Here is an 18,595-nt window from a genome sequence, read left to right as displayed (position 1 = left end):
GCGTCGGGCATGGTCTGCGTGCGGGTGCCGCACGAGGACAAGCCCGGCAAGCGCGTGCAGCGGGTTTTCAACACCGTCGCGACCAGCGGCGCGATTCTGGACCTGGCCGACCACCTCATCTGCCAGGGCGTCACCCGGGTGGTGATGGAGGCGACGTCGACCTATTGGAAGCCGTTCTTCTTTCTGCTCGAATCGCGTGGTCTGCAGTGCTGGCTGGTCAACGCCCGTGACGTCAAGAACGTCCCGGGCCGGCCCAAGACCGACCGCCTGGACGCGGTCTGGCTGGCCAAGCTCACCGAACGCGGCATGCTCCGGGCCTCGTTCGTGCCCCCGAAGCCGGTCCGTGAACTGCGCGATCTGACCCGGGCCCGGGCGGTCATGACCCATGAGCGCACCCGCCACAAGCAGCGCACCGAGAAACTCCTCGAGGACGCCCAGATCAAGCTGTCCACCGTGATCGCCGACATCTTCGGCGTCTCCGGACGCGCGATGCTGGAGGCACTGATCGCGGGCGAACGCAGCCCGAAGGCCCTGGCGGGTCTGGCCCACGGCACCATCAAGGCCAGCCACCACACCCTGGCCGAGGCCCTGACCGGCCGGTTCGAAGAACACCACGCCTTCATGTGCCGGATGCTGCTGGACACCGTCGACTACCTCACCGTGCAGATCGACAAGCTCACCGCCCGCATCACCGTGCGCCTGGCCGAGCTGTCCACCACCGAGGACGACGAGGGCCCCGGACAGGGCACCCTGATGCCGATCACCGACACCGAGCGCCTCGACGAGATCCCCGGCGTCGGCCCCAGCACCGCGCAGGTCATCCTCGCCGAGACCGGCCTGGACATGTCGGTGTTCCCCACCGCCGGCCATCTCGTGTCCTGGGCGAAACTCTCCCCACGCACCCTCCAGTCCGGAAACAAGAACACCTCCGGCCCCACCGGCAAGGGCAACCCCTGGCTCCGTGGCGCCCTGGGCGAAGCGGCGATTTCCGCCGCACGGACCGACACCTTCCTCGGCGCCCGCTACCGCCGCATCGTCAAACGCCGCGGCCACATGAAGGCCCTGGTCGCCGTCGCCCGCTCGATCCTCGTGTCCGTCTGGCACCTCATGAACGACCCGACCGCCCGCTACCGCGACCTCGGCGCCGACTTCCACACCCACAACCTCGACCCGGGCCGCAAGAGCCGCGACCTCGTACGCCAGCTCAAGGCCCTCGGCCACGACGTCACCCTCACCCCGGCAGCCGCCTGACAGCACTCGAGACCCTCAGCACACGCCACCGGGGGACTACTTCGCCATGCCCACCTGACCGTTGAGTTTTCCGGTCAGAGGACCTGGGCACTGAACTGTTTCCTCTCGTCCGACATCCGGCATGAAAGCCCCCACTGCGCCGGCGACTTCGCAGAGCGTCTTCGGCAGAACTATGGGCACCTGAGGCGGACTCCGCCTGCCGCTTGCTGCGGCTGCCATCGATCCGCAACGAGTTCTCCGACATCGCCGACCGGGCGATCAAGGACCAGATGACCTACCGAGGCTTCGAGGGGCCGACCGCGGTGCCCAGCGTTACGCGGCCGCCGTCGACGCCCCTGCCCCACGTCTCGGAGGCGGGTGGGAGCAGACCTTAACCAACGCTCAGGCGTCCGACTTCATAGAGCGCAATCGGTCTGCGATGTCATACACGGTCAGGCGCAGCGCACGGATGTCCTCGACCAGGTCACGCCACGGTTCGTACGCGGCGGTGTCCACGCTCTCCCCGGATGCCCGGAGGTAGGCGACGGCGACACCGTAGGCGAAGAATTCGTTGCGGGCCGGCAGCGGCCGCAGCAGCACGATCTGCTCCATGAGCGCGGCCGCCCGCCAGTAGGCGTCGGGGGAGCCCTCCGCGAGCTGCGGGGTGTTGACCCGGTGTCGCGCCACGGCGGCAATGAGTGCGGAGTAGTCCAGGACGCCCAGCTCCTTGCCGAGCAGTTCCTCCTGCCGGTCCAGGAGCCAGCGGATGTCGATGTGCAGGTCCAAGGTCAGGCCGCCCGGTGAGCGGTACGCGCGGACTGCGGCAGTCCGCCGAAGTCACGGTCGAACGCCTCGGCCATACCCGGCTGCGACACGGCCTCACGGAACGCGTCCGTCGCCACGCCCAGCTTGAGCTGGTTCTCCTGCTCCACGGCCAGCTCGGCGAGCAGGGCCCGCACGCTCGTGTTGCGGGCGGCAGCAATCGCGGCGAACCGGTCCCGAGTCTCGGTGTCGATCTTCACGGTGGTATCAGCCATACCCCGAGTATGCACCCGCGACTACCTCCGTGAATACCTCTCTGCGTTGCCTGATGCCTGATGCCTGATGCCTGCGGGGACGTACAGGTGGTGTCGCGATCCCCTGCCACCTACCGAAGGGGCGTCATCCGACTGAGGTCCCCCATTGCGCACGAGTTCCAAAAACGGTGCCATGCTCACCGCGCGGCCATTGCCGGAAGGCGTCCCGCACGGCCGGCCACAGCGCCCGCGCCGCTTTCTCGGCGCACTGCCGGAGAAGAGCGTGAGCGACCCTGGTTGATCTCGTGGACGGGGTCAGGGTGCGCCTTTTCGACTCCCGAGGCCGACGTCATGGCCCATCCCTTGTTCTTTCCCGCAAGCCAGCGGCTGGACCACGGAGACTTCGGATCAGATCGTCAGCAGGCACCGCTCGTCATGCGACTACGCAGCGACTGAAGCGACCGAGCCGGGAAGTCCAGGTAGAACGTGCTGGCGTAGCGGGTTCATGGTGCTTCAGTCGCTTGGGTCGCTGGGCTTCGCAGAGCCAGCGACTGAAGCACAGCGACCAGGGGAGTGGTCGGTAGCTATGAGTCTCGAACACAAAGATGCAGGTCAAACTGCTCGAGGCTAGGTTGCAGCGACTGAAGCGACTTAACGTGGGGGTATATGAGCCCGTTCTTGTGTGCGCGTGTGCGTTACATATAGGAAGCTTCAGTCGCTTCAGTCGCTGTTTCGGGCTGCACGAGTGGCCTGACCTGCAGTTTCCTCTGGCCTGCCGATACAGCGACTCAACCCGCGTGCGTCGCTACTCCACCCACTGGGTCGCTTCCGAGGTCTACGGACTCTGCCACCGACACGACAGCGGTCCTTGTTTGCCTATGCTCCACGACCTCCCCGTCCCCGTTCGCTAGGCTGTGTCCGTCGTTTAGTCGCTTCGGTCGCTGATGGGGGATGGAAATGCCTGCTGAGCTGCGCATTTCTAGCAGCGACCCAGAGCCCTCCGTCTCTGAGAGTTCAGTCGCTGCCTCGTTGGCCACCGCCCGATGGTGTGCCCGCCGCGGCTGGCCGGTGCACCCACTGGCGGCCGGCCGCAAGACTCCAGTCGCCAACTGCCCCGACTGCCGCCACAATCCACACGCGCCCACCGACTGCTCGTGCCTCCCCGCAGGCCGAACCTGCCACGGCTTCCACGCCGCCACGCTCGACCAGCGACACATCACACAATGGTGGGGCCAGCACCCCGAGTACGGCGTCGGTATCGCCTGCGGGCCAGCCGGCCTGGTCGTCATCGACATCGACGCCCACTCCACCCAGCCCCCCACACGAGACCGGATCCTTCCCGGCATCCCGATCGGCGACCACGTCGACCTCACCGGCCTGGCAAACGGCTTCCACACCCTCGCGGTTCTGGCCGCCCTCCGCGGCCAACGCAGCCCTGCAGAAGACAACACAACGCTCAGAGTCCGAACCCCCTCAGGCGGCCTGCACGTCTGGTACCGCGCAGCCGACAACCGCCGCTGGCGCTGCTCCTCCGGCTCCAGCCAGGGCGCCGCCCTGGCCTGGCAGGTCGACGTCCGCGCCCACGGCGGCTACATCATCGCCCCCGGCACCACCACCCGCGACGGCACCTACACACCAGTTGACGAGGTCCGCGAACCAGCCGCACTGCCGACCTGGCTCGCCCAGGAACTCGAGCGCACCGGCCACCTCCCTGGCCCGAGCATCCCCGCCCCCCGATCGGTGCCGCCCCGCGCCCAGCAGGCCGTCCTCGCCGCCGGCGGCGGCCGCGACCGCACCCCCAACATGCTGGCCTCGGTTCTCGCCCCAGTACAAGCATGCGGTCAGGTCACAGAGGGAGCAGGCTTCTCCGACGCCCTCAACCGTGCCGCGTACACCCTCGGAGGCCTCATCGCGGCCGGCCGCCTCACCGAAGAAGAAGCCGAACTCGCCCTCACCCAAGCCGCAGCCGCCGCCCGCCCAGGCCAAGACCGGCGCGCCGCACAGATCATCCGCAGTGGCCTGACTGCTGGCCGTCAACACCCCCTCCACATGCGAAGGGGCCCCCGATGACCTCCCACGGCAACGAGACCGAAGCCCTCTTCGACTTCAACCCCGAAGCCGTCGCCGCCCAGATCCGCGACCAGGCCGGCCCGACCGTAGCCCCCGCCGTTGCACTGCCTGCACAAACCACGGCAGCACGCGCGACCGCCGGAGAAGCAACCCCCGCCGGGCTCCTGCCCGACACCCTCACCGACCGAGGCAACGCCAAACTGTTCGTCAAGCTCTACTCCAACGACTACCGGCACGTCCCCGGCATGGGCTGGTACCGCTGGGACACCACCCGCTGGCAAATCGACGAAGACGACACCGTGCTCTGGGCCGCCGGCGACCTCGCCGAAGCCATCGCCACCCACGACCCCCGAGGCCTGTTCACCACACAGGCCCTGCAATCCCACCGCCGTCGCGCCCTGTCCACCACCGGCATCAACGCCATGCTCACCCAGGCCAAATCCGCCCCCGGCATGGTCCTCAACGCAGCCCTCCTGGACGCCGACCCCTACGCCCTGTGCACCCCCGACGGCATCGTCGACCTGCGCACCGGCCTCCTCAAGACCCCCGACCCCAACAAAGACTTCCACTCACGCTCCACCACCGTCGGCCCCAGGCCCGTTCCCACCCCGCGCTGGGAACGCTTCCTGACCGACACCTTCGGCGCAGACACCGAAGACCAGCAGATGATCGGCTACCTGCAACTGCTGCTGGGCTACTCCGTCACCGGTGACGTCGGCGGCCAGGTCCTGCCCTTCCTCTTCGGTTCCGGCAAGAACGGCAAGTCCGTCCTCCTCGACGTCCTCATGAAACTCCTCGGCGACTACGCGGACGCCGCCCCACCGGGCTTCCTCATGGCCCGCCCCTACGAAGGCCACCCGACCGACCTGGCAGAACTCCACGGACGACGCGTCATCGTCTGCTCCGAAGTCAAACCCGGAGACAAATTCGACGAAGGCCGCGTCAAACTCCTCACCGGCGGCGACCGCATCAAAGCCCGCCGCATGCGCCAGGACTTCTTCGGCTTCAACCCCACCCACAAACTGTGGCTGCTCGGCAACCACCGCCCCGAAGTCGGCACCGGCGGCTTCGCCTTCTGGCGCCGCATGCGGCTCATCCCCTTCGAACGCGTCGTCCCCGACCACCGCAAGATCGACAACCTTGCCGACATCCTCGTCACCGAGGAAGGCCCCGGCATCCTCACCTGGCTCGTCGACGGAGCACGCCGCTACCTCGCCGGAGACAAAGACCTCACCGGCCCCCAACGCGTCCGCATCGCCACCAGCGCCTACGCCGAAACCGAAGACCACACAGGCCGCTTCTACGAGGAATGCTGCACCATCGCCCCCGACCTACGCGCCGAGCAGACGGCGCTCTACTCCGCATACAAGACCTGGTGCCAGAATGAGGGAGCACCAGCCATGTCCTCACGAGCATTCGCCGCCCGCACCCGCGAACTCGTAGGCCTGGCAACGCCCAAAGAAATGATCCTGTCCAACCAGCGCAAGCACTACCCAGGCATCGGACTGCTCACCGACCAGGAGAGAGATCACTCATGAGCTCCCTGATCACAGAGGACGAGATCAGCCACGAAGCCGAACTGGTGTGGCTGGAAGACATCCACGACCTCCACTACGTCCGCCAAAGCATCGACCGGCTACCCACCCGCAAGGGCAAGCCGGCCTACCACCGCGACGGCCGAATGGTGGGCTACGCGATCCTCGGCCCCACAGCCAAACCCTCCCGCGCCTCAGGAACCTTCCGCCGCCGCGTCTTCTGGCTCCTGCCCCACGACCGCGACACCGAGCCTGCCGGGCTCTACGCGAAGAGCGCACCCGCGGAAGCCGTAGATCCCCGCACCCTCGAAGCCCGCGTGAAGGGCTACAAGACTGAGCGCTCCGAGGGCGGCCCGCCGTCAACTGCCATGCAGGAGCTCGGCATAACCCTCCCTCTGTAACCGCGAAAACATGTACCGGGCCCGGCCTTCTTCGCTGCCGGACGGCGTGAGGCCCCCGGACGGATGTCTCCCTCCTTGCTGCACGAGCGAGGACAGAACACGGCGCGAAACGCCCCCGCCCAGCCGCACGATCGACTACCCCGTCCTGGGATGACCCCGTCGTGGTAATCGGAGGCGGCCCCGGTGCGATGCCTTCCGTCGTATGCGCGCACCCGCCTCGGGCCTATGCGGACCGTTTGATCCCCAGGCGGTGCATGGTCCGGGCGTCGAGCCGGTCGGCGGCGTCGGCGAGTTGGCGGGCGTGAGCCGCCAGCCCGTTCCAGTCGTGTATCTGGGCCGTCTGGATGCAGGCGGCCAGGTGAGCCTGCAGCGCGGTCTCCGCGTCAGTGTGAGGTTCAGGATTTGGTGCGTGCTGGTCCGCGTCGGCCGTGGGCGCTGTGCCGGGGGAGTCCTGGCGTGCGGTGCGCCGCTGCTCAGCGGCGCGGATGGCTTCCCGAAACCGCTCGACCTCGCGCAGTTTCGCGGCGCGTGAGGCCTTACCGCCCTGGACGGTCGGCTTGCGCGCGCTCTTGGACTTCTTGTCCTTTGGCCCACCGTGGTCCCCGCTGGTGAGCTGTACGCGCTTGGAGGATCCGTCCCGCCGCTGCCGTCCGCCCCTGGTCATGCTTCCACGCTACCCGGAGCGTGCCCGGGCCGGGCATGGCTGCGCCTGAGGTGGTCATGGAATCCGTTCACGAGGGGGAGACGAGGCACCGGCCCGATCGACGCGGCCCGCGCTCAGCGCCGCCGCGAGGCCGCGGTCACGGAGACCGCCGCTCACCCGGCCCCACCGCCGTCGGACGAGACGAGGTACAGCAGCTTGCCGGGTACCTCCTGCTCGACTACGACGACCGCTACCACATCCGCGAAGTCGGCCTCTACCTCGCCCGCCAAGGCGCCCTGATCCGCTGGACGGTCCCGGAGGTTCTCACCATGCTCGGCGCCCACCTTCCGCTCCCTCAATTGCGTGGGGCACTACGCGGGCACCTGCAGGGCAGCCACCCCGCCTAGCGGTCACGAGTGCTTTGCTACGCCATCGAGTGGCACTATGCCCAGACTTCGACGGGCACCATGACCTTGCAGAAGGGCAGTTGCGGCCCGGTGGTGTCACCCAGAAATCGGGGTGCCGTCCTCTACGGATTCGCTGGGGGCTTTTGGGGGAAAGGTTCGAGGGTGTTCCTTGCCATCGAAGGTGGGGAGCCTGTGGGGACTGCTGGGGGGCTGTACCGGCCGTGGTTGCGTCTGGTGGCCATGGCGGTGGCCAGCGCGGGGATCGGTCTCCTTGCTGCGCTGTGGGGATCTGAGGCGTGGGCGGGTGTGCTGGGGGCTGCGGTCGCGGCCGTGGTGAGCGTCGTTGCCGTTGGCATCCAGACGGAGAGGCAGAGGCAGGCTGAAGCGGTCCGCCGTCGGCCCCGCGCTTTGGAGATCCCCTCGCCGGCAGGCCGTTTTCCGTTGGTACGGGATCTACATGATCCGGTCGCGGTGGGAGTACACCCGGCCGAGACCATTGAGCAGGATGGCGCGGTTGACCGGGTCCCGGCCTACATCACGCGCGACATGGAGCCCCACCTGCACGCCGCCCTGCGGCGCGGCGGCTTCGTTCTGCTGGTTGGCGAATCCACCGCGGGTAAGACTCGAGCCGCCTCGAGGCAATTCGGCTCCTGCATCCTGATTACTACTTCGTGGCTCCTTCCACGCGTGAGGCCGTGGAAGTGCTGCTGGACGACTGGGAAGCAGCCGACCGTCTCGTGGTGTGGCTGGATGACCTGGAACGTTTCCTGGGGTCGGGCGGACTGACCATCTCTACGCTCCACCGCCTGCTTCTCCAGGGCCAGCGGGTGCTGATCCTGGCCACCATGCGCAGTCACGAGTACGACCGCTACCGGGATCGCGCGGAGACAGAGGCATCTGGGGCTGCCCAAGAGGTCTGGCGCCAAGGCCGAGCCGTACTGAGACAAGCCCAAGTTCTAAAGCGGCCGACCAGGCCCGCGCCACCATAAACTGCTGCGCCGACCATGAGGACGCCGGCGCATCACACCCGGCGCGCGAGGACGATCAGCGGGTGCACCACCCCCAGCGGAATCCTCACCACGGACGAGAAGCCGGCCGCTGAGCGCTGGCGGTTGAGGAGGTTGGGAAGCGCAGACCGTATCTCGACCGGCGAGAAGGCAAGTTGGCGAACGCATTCCGCATGTTGACGTGTCCGGACGAGATTATGGCGGTCCTTGTGCACCGCACACCGCATGGCGGCCTCGCATCTACGGCGGAGGCTGACGGGACAATGCGAATACCACCGGGAGTTCCTCGCCGCGCGCTCGGGCAGTGGGTGAAGGTTGGTGGCCCGAAGGGCAGTTGTCGCAACACGTCGGCTCGTCATCGCCTCACGCGGAGGATCACGCTGCACCTATGGCTAAACGTGCCAAGGGTCATGTCCGGTACCTGACTTACAGCCGGATTACCCCAGTTCTGCGGGCTTGAACAGAGCGTGGAACCCGTCATAGACATGGATCGGCGCGACGACCGCCGACCACGACCACCGCCGCCATGGCCCAGGGGGAAGACGCATGGGCCCGGCGGCCAGAAGGGGCATACACACCTTGTCTGGTTTATCGGGAAGAAAATGTATTCTGTCCAAAATCGCTGTCGCCACGGCGGCTGTCATGCTCGTCGGGGGAGGCGGCATCGCCGCCGCCGACAGCGGCGATAAAACGCCCGTGTGGGAGTATTCTCCGGCCTCCCGCCCTGCGGCAGGCTCAGAGACCCTGACCAGGGCCAACGACCACCGACCTGAGTCCGGGAACAACCTCAAGGCTGCACCGGGCACCAAGGACGCGAACGGGGTGTGGCAGGTCAACCGCACCACCCCCACGCTGTCCAACACCGTGACCGACGGCGACGGCGACACCGCGAACCTGACCTTCGAGGTCTACACCACCGACGCCAGCGGCAACCCGAAGGCGCAAGTTAAGCTCACCGACCCCGACACGGGTAAGCCCGCTGCCTACGGTGTCGTGGTGTCCAACTACGTCACCTCCGGCGGCACCGCGAAGGTCACCCTGTACTACGGCGACCTGAAGGCGAACACCACCTACGCCTTCCGCACCTCCGCCTACGACGGCAGCCTGTACGAGACGGACTGGACGGCGTGGGCGAAGTTCAAAACCCGCGGCCGTGCCGTGGACATCAAGCTCCCGGAACCGAATAAGAGCGCACCGGCGGTGGACCTGAGCAAGTACCAGGAGCCGCAGGTCGGGAACCGCAACCGGCCCGAGGTCACCCGCGCCGCGAAGGCCGCCGGCAAGGGCAGCGAGACATGCACCGACCACGGACAGAAGATCACCTGCATCGAGGTCGGGAAGCCGTCCGACTTGAGCGCCAGGGAGAAGCGGGACATCGCGGACAAGCTCCGTTCGGGCAGTGGCGATCTGGTGCCATGGTGCAATGACACGGGAGTCTCGGCGGGCAAGGACTATCTCAAGCGGGACAGTGCCTGCCTAAAGTGGGCGACGCCGATCGTGTTCAAGTACTCGTTCAAGGCACCGGACGGGAACATCTACAACCCGGCGGACGCGTACTTCGCCTCGGCCATCGAAATCAAGCTCGACCCGGTGTCCCGGAAGTTCACCCAGCGGTTCGCTCTGGTGCCGATGGACCCGTTCATCGTGGAGCACGGCACCATCGGCATGCCGGGACCGATCACCATGACTCCGACGTTCAAGTGCTCCCCGGAGTGCACCACCGCCGCTCCTGTGTGGGATGGCTCCAATACGTGGCAGCCGAAGGGTGACATCCACGCCGCATACGCCACCTTCAACCACGAGTGGACCGGCGGTACCGCCACCAAGATCACCAGCCTTCAGCTGGACTGGACCATCGCTGGAACCGTCAACGACGGCGCCGGGGAGATCGAAAACGACCCGCAGTGGCTGGGCAACTCCCTCCCGGACTTCAACATCCGCTGCGACGTCGTCTCCTCCGCCACCAGCCCCGGCTGCGTGTTCTCGGCCTATAAGCCGACATGGGTAATGAACTTCGCCAAGACGCCGGCCGCAGTCGCGCACGCCTGGCTGATCCAGTCGAAGCTGCCCAACCACCCCGGCTCGAAGGCAGTGGGCAAGCCGATCAGGTACCTGCCTGCGTCCGCGCGGGATTCGAACCTGAACCGGAAGGTCATCTGCCCGGATGACTGGGCCAAGACCTACGGGAATCCCGACACCACCCCGATCGATACAAGCGACACCCTCAGCTGCGATGAGTTCGCCTACGCCGCCTCCTACAACTCGGGCGGTATGCCCGCCTCCCTGGGCGGCATGAACGAGGTCGACACCGGCAACGACTGCGTGCAGACCTACGCCTCCCGCATCGCGACGGGCGACTGGAGGCTGTACGACGACATCCGTACCGGTGCTCCGACGTGGAAGGAAGTCTGCGGACGCTCGGCGATGTCCAATTACCAGAACACCCAGTCGATGCAGCCGTTCTCCGGAACGTTCTCCTCGGCATCGAAGTACCGTCTGCTGGACAAGGACGAGTACTGGGTGAGCTTCCCTGAGTTCGCCCACTGCGACACGTCCAAGGTGACGGTGTCGTGCACCGTTCCGAAGCCGTGACCGGCTGGTAGGACACAACGCAGACTGGGGCGGGAGGGCCGCACCCTCCCGCCCCAGTCGCACCCCTAAAACCAGGAGAAGACATTGAACGATGGCATCACGTGGCTGGCCGACGCCTGGCGCGGAGACGCCCCCATCCTGTTCGTCACCTTCGCGCGTGGCATCAGCCCGCGCGACCTCGTAGTCCGGCTTGGCGCCCGGCCCGGAGAAGTGCTCGCCCCGATCACCTTCGCTGAAGCCGAGCGGCTGACGTTCAACGACAGCGAATCAGCTCGCGTAGCCCGCTTTGGTGAATGCGCGGGCTGGTCATATGCGGTGGAGCAGGGCTGGCCGTCCAAGGCTTGGTGGGCTCACGCCGATGTCTCCGCAGGCGAGGTCGAAGTCTTGCACCTGACCCCGAAGCCGGACGACCCGCCCAGGGAGTGCTGGTATTACCGCGACGGACAAACGGTTGGTCGATTCGACATCGGCGACACCCCAGACGGGGGGTTGACGTTCCTGCTCCCGGCGTTCGAAGAAGCCGGACTCCTCGATGACGACGAGAGCGAGGAGTTCGACTCGTTGCGTGCGACCCTGACCGCCTTGCAGCAGCACTTCGGGCTGTCACTGCCGCGCCAGGAAATCCTGAATGACCGGCTGCCCGCAGCGGTGACGGCGGCCGTGCCGCCAGAAAACCTGGGGGACTAACGAGCAGGCCAAACACTGGATGACGCGCACGCACCGGCCGGTGCGGCTACCGCTGCGCGCCGGGTGCGGAGTGCAGCGCGTGAGCCGGCATCAGGCGCTCATCGCGCATCGCCTCCAGGGTGTCGGCGGTGTCCGCGTGGTCGGGGTCCGGGATGACGCAAGCCATCTCAAGATCATCGCAACCGGCCGGGCCGCCCCTCGCTGTTCAGTACGTTTCAAGGGCTGGAGGAAGGTTCGCAGTCGTGTGCGCTTCCGCGATATTGAACACGCCGGCGCAGGCAGGGCACTCTGCACAGCCAAAGACGTATCTGATCCCCTCGGCGAGCCGCTGCTGCCCGTCCCGGCCGGCTGTGGCGTGCATCCATAGGCCCGGGTCGCGAAGTTCCTCGGCCGGGGCGGGCCGCAGCGTCCGCCGCTCCATGTCGCCCCGATCCCAGTCTCGAATGGCCGCGTAGCAGCCGTAGACGCCAACCGCGATGGTCACCCAGCCGGGGGCGTCTGCACACCGATCTAACCCCGGACTTCCGCTGCGCGATCGTGGTGAACGAGGGCGTCTTCGCGTCGAGCTTCGCTGTGGTGTCGATCTCCTGGAAGTCCAGTAGGTTCACCAAGCCGTAGAAGACGCCTTTGGATACCAGGACCGCGGCGACGAAGCTGACCGACAGAGCCCGACCGACCCTCCACAGTCGCAGTTCTCGATCATCCGCAGTTGATCGCGTTCGCCGGTTCAGTGAGCGTTTTCAGAGTGGCCACCGATGGAGTGATGGAGTCGGTGTGCGCAACGCACGAGGCACCCGTGCCGTTGAGGGAGGTGTTCGACGTCTCAACTCATCAGCGCAGGTGCCTCGTTGGTCTCCTATCCTGCCGCACTCGACCTGCCCCATGCGCTGGTCGAGTGGGTCACCATGCTCATCGTCACCCGTGAGGGTGACCGCCGCTGCAAGCTCCCGCCGCATCAACGCGCGCTCGTCGCTCTGGTGTACCTGCGCAAGCACGACACTCTGGCCCAGCTCGCCGCCGGCTTCGGCATCTCGGTCGGTACGGCCCACGCCTACACCACGGCGGTGATCGACCTCCTGGCCGCCCGGGCGCCCGGCCTGCTCAAGGTCCTTCGCGAGAACGAGCCGGAGTACGTACTGCTCGACGGGACGCTCGCCGAGTGCGACCGCGTGGGCGACGGCCGGGCCGACTACTCGCACAAGCACCGTCGCCACGGTGTGAACGTGCAGGTCGTGACAGACCCGACCGGACAGGTGCTGTGGATCTCGCCCGCTTTGCCGGGCCGGTGCCACGACCTGACCGCGGCCCGCACCCACCGGATCATCCGGATCTGCGAACGCCAAGGCGTCCCCGTCCTCGCCGACCGCGCCTACCAGGGCGCCGGCCCCTGGGTCACCACCGGGCGCAGACGACCGCCCGGCGGCCAGCTGGCCCCGACACAGCGCACAATCAACCGGGCACTGGCCGCATCCCGGGCACCAGTCGAACGCGGCATGGCACTGCTGAAGTCCTGGCGAATCTTCCGAAGGTCCCGGATCAGCCCCAACCGCATGACGTCAGTCGCCAAAGCCGTCCTCACCCTGGAGAGGCAACGCTGAAAACGCTCACTCATCGAGGAGGCCCTCGACGCCGGCGTCCACGTCGTCACCGAGAAACCCGTCTGCCTGGACGCCGCACGCACCCGCAAGCTCGCCGCGCGGGCGCGGGACGCCGGTCTGCTGCTGGAGGTCGGGGCGATGCGCGCGCACGACCCGGCGCTCCACGCGGCCCTCGCCCACGTGCCCGAACCCGCTGGAGGCTGGCTGGTCAAAGCCGACGGCGTCGACGAGGCCGCGCGCCGCCGCCTGCTCCCGCCCGGGTTCACGCCGTACACGTTCGCCGACGATCCACCCCAGGCCGTCCCCGAGCACCTCGCCCCGCACCAGGTGACCGCGCTGCAGATCCTGCTGTGGCAGGGCTACCACCTGCTGACCGCACTCGTGCTCGCCGTCCCCGGCACCACCGCCACCGCGTGCACCCTCGACCCGAGCCGGCAGTCCGTCCACGCGCTCCTGCACGGGCCCACAGGCCAGCCGTTCACCCTGATCATCGGCGCGACACCAGCCGGGGTCTTCCACGAACAAATCCACCTCGCCGACAAGGCAGCGGCCGCCACCATCGACTTCGCCCGCCCCTACGAGCCGGCCGCCACCACCCAGCTCACCACCGCCGACGGCATCCAGAGCGGCTTCGGCGACCCGTTCGCCGCCATGTGGGCGTCCGTCAACGCACGCCTGGCAAGACAGCACCCCGCCGACCTGCCGACCAGCGCCGACCTCGCGGTGCGCGTCGAGGACCTCGCCCTCTCACTGGCCGGCCTCGCCCGCCCGGGAACCCGCACGCGGAAGGAAGACTGATCGTGGCCAACGACGCCCCCGTACTCGTCCTGGACGGCCCGCCCGGAGCAGGCAAAACCTCCCTACTCGCCCGCATGGTGTGCGCCCTGGGCGACGACGCGATGTGGCTCACCGAGCCCAACCCCCGCCTCGCCAGCGGACTTGCCGCCCCCATCCACCCCAGCCCGGCCGGACACACCCTCTGGTACCTGCGGCACGAACTCGACAAGGCCCGCGCCATGCGCCGCCTGGTCACCGACGAGGCAACCCGGCTGCTCATCGCCGACCGCAACCACCTCGGAGCCCTGGCCTACTGCTACGCCACCCACGCCGAGGACTCCCTGCCCTACACCGTCGCGCGTGACTTCTACACCCGCCGCATCGCTCCCGAACTCCCAGAGACCGTCCACACCGCGATCCTCCTGGTCAGCCCCGACCAGAGCCTGAACCGCCGCGGGAAGGTGGCCGAACTGCCGCGCTGGAAGCAGTGGTTCGACGAAGGACTCCTGGAACGGCTCCACACCTTCTACACGGACATCGCCCCCACGCTGTGCCCGATCCCACCGACACTCATCAACACCGACGACGCCACCCCGGAAGCGGTCCTCGCCCAGGTCGCCGGCGTACTCGCGGACGCAGGCCTCGACCAGACCGCACGACGCCTCACCACGGCGACCTCCCCCACCCCGCGGCCCCCACTGGACGAGCAGTTCACCCACGCCTACACCCGGCTCGGCGGGCTGGAGGCACTGGGCCACCCCTTCACCCCGACGATCGACCACCGCGGCGACACCGTCCAGCTCTGCCAGCTCGGCGCCCTCCACCGCGACCCAGCCGGACGCACCCGGCTGTGGGAGCCGCTCGCCGCCCCCTCCAGGAGGGCCGCCTGATGAGCCGCGCAAAACCCTGCGTCATCGGCATCAACCTCGGTCACGACGGCGGCGCCGCCCTGATCACCGGCACCGTGATGGTCGCGATCAGCGAGGAACGCCTCAACCGCACCCGCTACGGCCCCGGCTGGGAAGCCTCGCTGATGTACTGCCTGCGCGCGGCCAGCCTGACCCTTGCCGACGTCGACCTGGTCGCCGTCAGCGACATCGGCCGCATCCTGCCCACCCGGACCGAGACCGGTCTCACTCACCTCGGCATCGACCGCGAGCGGATCCTCCCGGTCGACCACCACGTCAGCCACGCCTACACCGCCTACTGCCTCAGCCCGTACGAGGAGGCGACCGTGCTGGTCGTCGACGGGGCCGGCAACAACAACGACACCGAGACCTACTACGCCGCCACCCCCGACGGCCTTGAGCGCCTGGGCTCCACCCCGCCCACCCGGCCCCGGGCGGGCGGGATCGGCGCGACCTACGAGGCGTTCACCAACCATCTCGGCTGGCATGAGCGGGAGGCCGGCAAGACCATGGCCCTCGCGGCGTACGGCGACGCAAGCCGCTACCTCGCCCCACTGTTCGACGTCGTCGACACCCACGTTCACGGAAGGCTCACCCGCACCCACGCACCCGGTGTCGCCGACCTCGCGAGGCGGACCGGGTTCGACTTCGGCCCGTCCAACACCCGCGGCGAACACAGCCTCGCCGCCGACGCCGCCGCCTACGTCCAGGACCAGACCGAGCGCGCCCTGTGCGCGCTCGCCACCCAGACGATCGCCGCCACCGGCCTGCCCAACCTGTGTGTCGCCGGCGGCGTCGCCCTCAACTGCGTTGCCGCCGACAAGGTCCGCCGCCTGGACGCGGTCACCGGCTACTTCGCCCCGCCCGCCGCCTCCGACCGAGGCCAGGCCCTCGGCTGCGCCCTCTACGCCTTCCACCGGCTCACCGGCGACCTCCCCAGACGCCCCCTGACCACCGACTACTTCGGCCGCGACTACACCAGGAAGGAGATCGAACAGGCCCTGCGCCGCGACCCCCGCTCCGGCCTAGTCGAACGCCACCGCGCCCCGTTCACCTGGCGCCGCGAAAGCGACATCGCCCGCACTGCCGCCCAGATGATCGCCGACGGAAAGATCATCGGATGGTTCCAGGGCGGCAGCGAGCTCGGCCCCCGCGCGCTGGGAGCCCGCAGCATCCTCGCCGACCCCCGAACCCGCGACAGCGCCGACACCCTCAACCAGCGGATCAAGCATCGCGAAGCGTTCCGGCCATTCGCGCCGGCCATCCTCGCCGACCACGCCAGCACCTGGTTCGACCTGGACGTGCCCAGCCCGTTCATGCTGCTCGCCCCACCCGTCCGCCCCGACCACACAGAAAAAATCGCCGGCGTCGTGCACGTCGACGGCACCGCCCGCGTCCAGACCGTCGACTCCAACGCCGCGCCCGCGTACGGCGCACTGATCAGGCACTTCCACGAGCTCACCGGAGTGCCCGTCATTCTGAACACGTCCTTCAACGACCGCGAACCCATCGTCGAGACCCCCGCCCACGCAGTCGCCACGCTCCAGGCATGCGATCTGGACGCGGCGTGCATTGGCGAATACCTCGTCGAGCGATCCTGACCCCGTTCGAGGGCTGCGACACTGGAGGACATGACGACCTCCACTCCACCGCTGAGGCAAGCCGCCCGCGCCGTCGTCCTTGACGCCGACGACCGCGTCCTGCTGCTGGGCTACGACGAAAACGGGGGCTTTTGGGCGACGCCCGGCGGCTCGCTGGAGGACCAAGAGGACCACACCCAGGCAGTGCTCCGCGAACTGGGGGAGGAACTCGGCGCCGACGAGAAGGCAGTCGAGCTCGGACCCCAGCTCGCGGTCCGCAGCAAGGACCATCTCGTGGGGGGCCATGAGGTCCGGCAGGAGGAGAAGTACTTCCTGGCCCGGGTCGCCGCGGCCGAAGTCGATCCGGCCCGCGCCACTCAGCCCGACAACATCCGCGAACTCCGCTGGTGGACCCTTCCCGAGCTTCGGGATACCCGGGAGAAGGTCTACCCCGCAGACCTCGCGAATCTCGTTGCCGCCGTCGTCGAGGGGCGTATCCCCGCGCGGCCCATCATCCTGGCCTGACGGACGAGCATCCCGCGGCATGCGGGCGGGACGGTGGACGTGGGATAATGCACGGGCACAGTCGTAGGGTTACTAGGCTCCTCAGCAGGCGGGTCGACACTGAAGTCCTAGGCCACCTAAGGGTTGCCCCGTAACTGCGGTGGCGAACAGCCGCAGCCTCGTCAGATGCTCGGACTCCTCCACAGATGGCGCTCGTCGAGGGTCCCGAATCGCACGTCTCCACGTGCAAGGTCGACGAGGATGGGCCAGCAGTCCAACAACTGCTCCCTCGCATCACGCGAGGCGAGGTACTGCACAGAGTTGAAGGGCACGATCAGCAGCCCGTTGCTCTCACGGACCCGCTCTGCGTCGATTGCGAGAGGCGGTTCGTCATCGCGCTGGCTGTGGGCGAGGAACCGCGCCGCGAGCTGTAGGGCCTCGTCCTGCTCCATCATCTGTCTCCGGTCCGTCGGCTAGAAGAAGGCACCCTAATCGGCCTGGGAATGCGAGATGCGCGCGGGATCAGTTCGTCAGCGCGGGCTCGAAGGGCGGGATGTCGGCGGGTGACAGGTCAGCGCGCGCCCTGTGCCACCGCGCGGGGTGTCGCCAGCGCCCCGCACTGTCCCGGGCGACATCGACGCCGACCTCCACGACCAGTTCCGGCATCACAAGGGTGACGCGCAGGCTCTCGCGGGTGCCCCATCCGGCTGAGAACGTCCAACCCGTCCAAGGGTGTCCGCTTCCGGCCGGGATGAGGAGAGCGGCGATCGCCCGGCCGGCGCTCTGCGGGAGAGTCGTGCTGCGGCCGATGTAGCGCAGGCGCCCGGCGGGGTCGTACCGGCCCAGCAGCAGGGTTCGAGGAGCGTCCGGAGGGCCGGTGAATGCTCCGACGACGGCGTCCTCGGTCTCCCGGATTTTATGCTTGCGCCAACCGCGGGCGTTCGGCTCATAAAGGCCCTCCAGCCTCTTAAAAACCACGCCTTCGACACCAACTGCGGTCCACCTGGTCAGCCACTCGCGCACGGTGGCCGGGTCGGTGGTCGACGGGCACAGCGCCCACGGTGCGGTGAGCTGATGCTCGGTAAAGAGGTCTTCGAGGGCAGCCCTGCGGCGCCTGTACGGCCACTTGGTGGTGTCGGTGCCCGCCAGGCGAAGCAGGTCGAAGGCTACGAAGTGGGCGGGCCACTGCGCGGCGAGCCGGGCCGCGTCGGCGCCGCGCCGCTGCAACCGCCGCTGGAGCCGCTCGAAGGCGAGCCGTTCGCCCTCCCACACGATTAGCTCCCCATCCAGGGCTGTCGCTTCCGGCAGCTGGACCAGGCCGGCGCGCACCTCGGGGAAGGAAGGAGCGAGGTCCGTCCCCCGGCGTGAGCGGAGCACCAGGCGCCCGTCATCCCAGGACAGCAGTGCCCGCCAGCCGTCCCACTTCACCTCTCCGGCCCACCCCGGCAGGAGCGTGGGGTCGGGCACGGGGGCGGCGAGCATCGGTTCCGGCAGCGTCCACATGGGTCATGCCTTCCACGTCGACCGCCCCGTCACCTACCCACACCGGGGCCTGCTGGACCGTCCGCATGAACGTCGCCGTACGCCTGTCGCGGCCGCTCCACAGTCGCGCGTTCGAATGTCTGTTCTATAAGCTAGGG

General features: G+C 68.1%; 17 protein-coding genes and 2 pseudogenes. 14 read left to right on the top strand and 5 right to left on the bottom strand.

The window, feature by feature from the left end; all coding sequences use genetic code 11:
* Together ABZT03_RS38720 and ABZT03_RS38715 are read left to right on the top strand one after the other, a co-directional pair.
* Positions 1-1,251 (top strand): IS110 family transposase (locus tag ABZT03_RS38720; RefSeq protein ID WP_356048146.1); only part of this gene is annotated, 1,251 nt, incomplete at its 5' end.
* 134 nt (positions 1,252-1,385) lie between these two features.
* Positions 1,386-1,538 (top strand): annotated as a pseudogene (locus tag ABZT03_RS38715) (AAA family ATPase); the annotation flags it as partial.
* A 94-nt stretch (positions 1,539-1,632) separates the two neighbouring features.
* Here ABZT03_RS38715 and ABZT03_RS38710 read toward each other — a convergent pair.
* Positions 1,633-2,016, bottom strand: a complete 384-nt coding sequence (locus tag ABZT03_RS38710; RefSeq protein ID WP_356048144.1) for a toxin Doc — start codon at positions 2,014-2,016, stop codon at positions 1,633-1,635.
* A gap of 2 nt (positions 2,017-2,018) precedes the next feature.
* Complete coding sequence (locus ABZT03_RS38705; protein ID WP_356048142.1) at positions 2,019-2,267, bottom strand: antitoxin MazE7; 249 nt, start codon at positions 2,265-2,267, stop codon at positions 2,019-2,021.
* A 1,047-nt stretch (positions 2,268-3,314) separates the two neighbouring features.
* Between ABZT03_RS38705 and ABZT03_RS38700 the strand changes: the two genes are divergently transcribed.
* The 3 genes from ABZT03_RS38700 to ABZT03_RS38690 are packed head-to-tail and all read left to right on the top strand — an operon-like array spanning position 3,315 to position 6,252.
* Positions 3,315-4,316, top strand: coding sequence for a bifunctional DNA primase/polymerase (locus ABZT03_RS38700; RefSeq protein ID WP_356048148.1), 1,002 nt, complete (start codon positions 3,315-3,317; stop codon positions 4,314-4,316).
* Positions 4,313-5,854, top strand: coding sequence for a phage/plasmid primase, P4 family (locus ABZT03_RS38695; protein WP_356048140.1), 1,542 nt, complete (start codon positions 4,313-4,315; stop codon positions 5,852-5,854). Before ABZT03_RS38700 ends, ABZT03_RS38695 begins: the two co-directional genes overlap by 4 nt.
* Positions 5,851-6,252, top strand: coding sequence for a DUF6009 family protein (locus tag ABZT03_RS38690; protein ID WP_356048139.1), 402 nt, complete (start codon positions 5,851-5,853; stop codon positions 6,250-6,252). The genes ABZT03_RS38695 and ABZT03_RS38690 overlap by 4 nt, the downstream gene beginning before the upstream one ends.
* A gap of 223 nt (positions 6,253-6,475) precedes the next feature.
* On the opposite strand, the gene ABZT03_RS38685 is transcribed toward ABZT03_RS38690, so the two are convergent.
* A complete protein-coding gene (locus ABZT03_RS38685) occupies positions 6,476-6,916 on the bottom strand; it encodes a hypothetical protein (RefSeq protein ID WP_356048137.1) in 441 nt (146 codons plus the stop codon).
* A 56-nt stretch (positions 6,917-6,972) separates the two neighbouring features.
* Between ABZT03_RS38685 and ABZT03_RS38680 the strand changes: the two genes are divergently transcribed.
* The 9 genes and pseudogenes from ABZT03_RS38680 (at position 6,973) to ABZT03_RS38640 (ending at position 16,976) form a co-directional block, all read left to right on the top strand.
* The gene (locus ABZT03_RS38680) at positions 6,973-7,302 is read left to right on the top strand and encodes a hypothetical protein (protein ID WP_356048135.1); all 330 of its coding nucleotides are present in this window, start codon (positions 6,973-6,975) and stop codon (positions 7,300-7,302) included.
* A 1,553-nt stretch (positions 7,303-8,855) separates the two neighbouring features.
* On the top strand, positions 8,856-10,901 hold the full coding sequence (locus ABZT03_RS38675; RefSeq protein WP_356048133.1) for a hypothetical protein: 2,046 nt from the start codon (positions 8,856-8,858) through the stop codon (positions 10,899-10,901).
* An 84-nt stretch (positions 10,902-10,985) separates the two neighbouring features.
* Positions 10,986-11,588, top strand: a complete 603-nt coding sequence (locus tag ABZT03_RS38670; protein WP_356048132.1) for a hypothetical protein — start codon at positions 10,986-10,988, stop codon at positions 11,586-11,588.
* An 848-nt stretch (positions 11,589-12,436) separates the two neighbouring features.
* Positions 12,437-13,186 carry a transposase family protein gene (locus tag ABZT03_RS38665; protein ID WP_356048130.1) on the top strand — a complete coding sequence of 250 codons (750 nt, stop codon included), beginning with the start codon at positions 12,437-12,439 and terminating at the stop codon, positions 13,184-13,186.
* A 12-nt stretch (positions 13,187-13,198) separates the two neighbouring features.
* Positions 13,199-13,261 (top strand): annotated as a pseudogene (locus ABZT03_RS38660) (hypothetical protein); the annotation flags it as partial.
* Between the two features lie 63 nt (positions 13,262-13,324).
* Positions 13,325-13,984, top strand: coding sequence for a hypothetical protein (locus ABZT03_RS38655; RefSeq protein WP_356048129.1), 660 nt, complete (start codon positions 13,325-13,327; stop codon positions 13,982-13,984).
* 2 nt (positions 13,985-13,986) lie between these two features.
* The gene (locus ABZT03_RS38650) at positions 13,987-14,853 is read left to right on the top strand and encodes a hypothetical protein (RefSeq protein ID WP_356048128.1); all 867 of its coding nucleotides are present in this window, start codon (positions 13,987-13,989) and stop codon (positions 14,851-14,853) included.
* Positions 14,853-16,472: a carbamoyltransferase C-terminal domain-containing protein gene (locus ABZT03_RS38645; RefSeq protein ID WP_356048126.1), complete on the top strand. Its 1,620-nt coding sequence runs from the start codon at positions 14,853-14,855 to the stop codon at positions 16,470-16,472. The genes ABZT03_RS38650 and ABZT03_RS38645 overlap by 1 nt, the downstream gene beginning before the upstream one ends.
* Before the next feature lie 30 nt (positions 16,473-16,502).
* Positions 16,503-16,976 (top strand): NUDIX domain-containing protein, encoded by a 474-nt coding sequence (locus tag ABZT03_RS38640; protein ID WP_356048125.1) that lies wholly within the window; start codon positions 16,503-16,505, stop codon positions 16,974-16,976.
* A 161-nt stretch (positions 16,977-17,137) separates the two neighbouring features.
* Here ABZT03_RS38640 and ABZT03_RS38635 read toward each other — a convergent pair whose 3' ends face one another.
* Together ABZT03_RS38635 and ABZT03_RS38630 are read right to left on the bottom strand one after the other, a co-directional pair.
* A complete protein-coding gene (locus tag ABZT03_RS38635; RefSeq protein ID WP_356048124.1) occupies positions 17,138-17,410 on the bottom strand; it encodes a YrhB domain-containing protein in 273 nt (90 codons plus the stop codon).
* Positions 17,411-17,477: 67 nt separating this feature from the next.
* Positions 17,478-18,458 (bottom strand): ATP-dependent DNA ligase, encoded by a 981-nt coding sequence (locus ABZT03_RS38630; RefSeq protein ID WP_356048123.1) that lies wholly within the window; start codon positions 18,456-18,458, stop codon positions 17,478-17,480.
* Positions 18,459-18,595 lie beyond the last annotated feature (137 nt).

Origin of the sequence: Streptomyces sp. NPDC005574, assembly GCF_040605435.1 — a bacterium.
Classification (GTDB): Bacteria; Actinomycetota; Actinomycetes; order Streptomycetales; family Streptomycetaceae; genus Streptomyces.
Note: the sequence above shows the minus strand (reverse complement) of the source record. Positions and strands in the feature narration are given on the sequence as shown.